General features: G+C 66.1%; 4 protein-coding genes. All 4 read right to left on the bottom strand.

Features of this window, described 5'->3' with window-relative positions:
* Positions 1-653: 653 nt before the first annotated feature.
* The gene (locus K206_RS0136115) at positions 654-1,832 is read right to left on the bottom strand and encodes an MFS transporter (protein WP_020207094.1); all 1,179 of its coding nucleotides are present in this window, start codon (positions 1,830-1,832) and stop codon (positions 654-656) included.
* A gap of 66 nt (positions 1,833-1,898) precedes the next feature.
* Positions 1,899-2,399 carry a GAF domain-containing protein gene (locus K206_RS0136110; protein ID WP_020207093.1) on the bottom strand — a complete coding sequence of 167 codons (501 nt, stop codon included), beginning with the start codon at positions 2,397-2,399 and terminating at the stop codon, positions 1,899-1,901.
* A gap of 139 nt (positions 2,400-2,538) precedes the next feature.
* Complete coding sequence (locus K206_RS0136105; RefSeq protein WP_020207092.1) at positions 2,539-2,910, bottom strand: DUF86 domain-containing protein; 372 nt, start codon at positions 2,908-2,910, stop codon at positions 2,539-2,541.
* Positions 2,907-3,197, bottom strand: coding sequence for a nucleotidyltransferase family protein (locus K206_RS0136100; protein ID WP_029044455.1), 291 nt, complete (start codon positions 3,195-3,197; stop codon positions 2,907-2,909). The genes K206_RS0136105 and K206_RS0136100 overlap by 4 nt, the downstream gene beginning before the upstream one ends.
* Positions 3,198-3,325 lie beyond the last annotated feature (128 nt).

Genomic DNA, 3,325 nt, shown 5'->3' with positions numbered 1-3,325 from the left:
TTCGTGGTGGCGCTGCATGATGGCATAGGCCCAGGCCCTTCGGGCTGCTGCCGCGACCGGGGCAAATGCATACGGCAGAGGGACGGTGCTGGTTTCGTGGTGGGCGCGGTGGCCCCCATTCGATCTCAGTGCCAAACGGTTTTGACTTGAGAGGTAATCCGGGTCAAAGCAACCCAACACACTCGCGCGGGGTCCACCACGCCCACCACGAAAACATGAGGGTGCTATGTCGTGGCCGCCCGAGTCGGTAACGGCAGATGGTCGAACCAGCAGTGCGCTCGCCATCATAGGTCCGACCCCGAAACCCATACCGCCAGCCAGATCGTGGCCAGCCGAACCGGTAACGGCAGGATGCCAGCAGAATCACAGGCCTCACCACGAAACCAGAAACACTAGAAACCCCAACGTTTCTGCCCCTGCCGGCCAGGCAGCCCGCTTTCTTGGCCTACTTTCTTTTCGGGGAAAAGAAAGTAGGTCGCTCCGGGGGAGCGAAAGCCTTTGACTTTGATTTTGACGTTCAGCCGTTGACGTTCAGCCGTTGACTTTGACGTTCAGCAGTTGACGTCAAATCCAAGCTTCCAAAGCTTCCAAAGCTTCGAAATCAGCGCAAATCCAGACAGACTAGCCCAATCCAGAAACCCAGGCGCAAGCGGTCAGCCCGCGCCGGCCACGTCCATCAAGCGTGCTTCCCGCGCCCGCAGCACCAGCGCCGCCGCCAACCCGACCGCGCACATCGCCGCGGTAAGCAGGAACGCCCGTCCGCCCACGCTGGCAAACAGGAAGCTGCCCGCGAACACGCAGGCCGCCGTCAGCAGGCCGGTGCAGGCGGCGTAGAGTCCCGTGCCGCTGGAGAGCACCTGCGCGGGCACGCGCGTGCGCACGTACTGCGCCGCGCCAAGCTGCGTGAAGCCGAGCGTGGCGCCTTGCAGCAGTTGCGCGAGCATGGCCACGCCGGGGGTCTGCGCCAGGCCGGTCAGCGACCAGCGCAGCACGCCCGCCGCGCAGGCCAGCGCGATCAGCGCCGGCGGCGAGATGCGCGCGGCCAGCAGCGAGCCGCAGGTGAACGCCGTGATCTCGGCCAGCACGCCGAGCGCCCACAGGTAGCCGATGGTCGAGGCGGAGAATCCCACGCTTTTCCAGTACAGCGCGCTGTAGCTGTAGAAGAAGCCGTGGCAGGCCTGCGAGACCGCCGCGCTGGCGAGGAACAGCGAAAAGCCGGGCACTTGCAGCACCTGCAGCAGCGGTCCCTTGACCGTGTGGCGCACGGCGATGTCGTCATTGGGCAGCATCAGCGCCAGGATGCCCTGCCCGAGATAGGTCACAAGGAAGGCGATCGCGATCACTTCGGTGCCGGCGCGGTCCACCAGCCAGCCCAGCGCCACCGACACCGCCACCACCGACATCGAGCCCGCGCTGCGCAGTCGGCCGAAATCGAGGCCGTAGCGCGGCACGCCGGCCAGCGCCATCGATTCGCTCAGCGGAATCAGGCTGGCCGAGAAAGCCTTGGTGGCGAGGAACACCAGCAGCACGCCGACGAAGCCCTCGGCGCTGAACAGCAGCCCGGCACTGAGCACCGAGCCGCCCACCAGCGCCAGCAGGATGGCCTTGCGGCTGCGGTACTGGTCGGCGATGGCGCCTACCGCCGGATTGACCAGCACCGCCAGCGCGGCGCCGAGCGCCATTACCAGCCCGGTCTGCCGGTCGTCCAGGCCCTGCGCGCGGATCCACAGCGGGAAGAAGCTGATGGTGATGGCGACCGGCGCGTACAGCGCGACGTAGTACAGATAGAACGCGGCGACGGGATGGCGGGTGCCGGCGGCTTGGGTGGTCACGGATGGTTGGCGGATCGGTGCTTGTTGTTGTTCGACGGCGCGGCCAGCGCCGCTACCGGCGGCAGGTCAGGCGCGCGACCAGCCCAGTTCCACGAAGACCCGGCACAGCGCTTCCATGCCGGCGGCGTCCTCGTCGTCGAAGCGGCCCGCGACCGGGCTGTCCACGTCCCACACGCCGATCAGCGTGCCGTCGGCGGCAACCAGCGGCACCACGATTTCCGATTGCGAGGCGGCGTCGCAGGCGATATGTCCGGCAAACGCATGCACGTCCGGCACGACCTGGGTGGCGCGGGTCTGCGCGGCGGTGCCGCACACGCCCCGGCCCAGCGCGATGCGCACGCAGGCCGGCTTGCCCTGGAACGGCCCGACCACCAGTTCCCGGCCGTCATGGAAATAGAAGCCCGCCCAGTTCAGGTCTTGCAGCGCGTGGTAGACCAGCGCCGAGAAATTCGCGGCATTGGCGATGCGGTCGGTCTCGTCGGCCAGCAGCGCGCGGGCCTGCGCCACCAGTTCCTGGTATTGCGCGGACTTGGATTGCGGGGTGGCGTCGGTGGGGAGGTGGAACATGGCGGCTGGAATGAGAGCGGAAAAAGGCTGCGCCATTGTCTCATTCCCGCGTTCCGGGCGGTGTTCCGAAGTGCAATATGGCGGTGTCGGGCGGGCGGTCGCGCGGTCCGGCTCGCGGCCGTGGGCGAGGAGCAGCCGGTCAGCCAATATCTTGGCGAAGAGACTGGCGCGATATCTCCACTTGCCGGCGCAGCCCGGGAAGGTCGTTCTGGAGGGTTTTCCACACAATTTCCAGATCGACCGCGAAATAGCCGTGCGCCACCGCATTGCGCATCTGATAGGCGAAGGCCAGCGGCAACTCAGGATGCGCCGCCGCGAATTCCGGATAGTGGTCCTCGATGTGGTGGCTCGCTTCTCCGATGATCTCGATGTTGCGGACTGCCGCGTCCTGCGCCATTTCGTTCGCAAGGAACGCCATCTCGTCCATCCCCTTCGTGTAGCGGGCAATCCGGTCGATGGCTTGCAGAACGTGCTCCAGATAATCGGCCAGCCGTTGCTTGTCCCGGCTCATACCGGCACCGCTTCGGCGAGCACGATGTCCCGGAATTTCTCGGGCAGCGCCTTCGGCGTCAGCACGTCGACGGGCACGCCGAGCAGTTGAAGCAATTCATGCCTGATGGCGCCGATATCGAACAGTGTCGTCTCCGGTGTCGGGTCGACCAGGATATCGAGGTCGCTGCCTTCCGCGTCTTCGCCGCGGACGACCGAACCAAAGACGCGTGCATTGCTGGCCCGGTGGGATTCCACCACGCGCCGGATCGCCTCGCGGTGGGAGGCAAGTGCCTGAGAGGGTTTCATGGCTTGCAGACCTGTTTTCCAGAGTGGACCCGCTTCGCGGGTGCGCCAGCACACGGTGACTATCATATAGCGAACCGGCGCGCGGCTCGAAGCCTCATGATCCGCCTTCCTCCCCCTTCTCCCCCTCC

Source organism: Cupriavidus sp. WS (genome assembly GCF_000395345.1).
In the GTDB taxonomy this organism is placed as follows: Bacteria; Pseudomonadota; Gammaproteobacteria; order Burkholderiales; family Burkholderiaceae; genus Cupriavidus; species Cupriavidus basilensis_B.
The sequence above is the reverse complement of the archived record's forward strand: the minus strand, read 5'-3'. Positions and strand labels throughout refer to the sequence as shown.

Bases quoted from the DNA above. Each gene is read 5' to 3' on its own strand.
- K206_RS0136110 (WP_020207093.1), bottom strand. From the start codon at position 2,399: ATGTTCCACCTCCCCACCGACGCCACCCCGCAATCCAAGTCCGCGCAA.
- K206_RS0136105 (WP_020207092.1), bottom strand. From the start codon at position 2,910: ATGAGCCGGGACAAGCAACGGCTGGCCGATTATCTGGAGCACGTTCTG.
- K206_RS0136100 (WP_029044455.1), bottom strand. From the start codon at position 3,197: ATGAAACCCTCTCAGGCACTTGCCTCCCACCGCGAGGCGATCCGGCGC.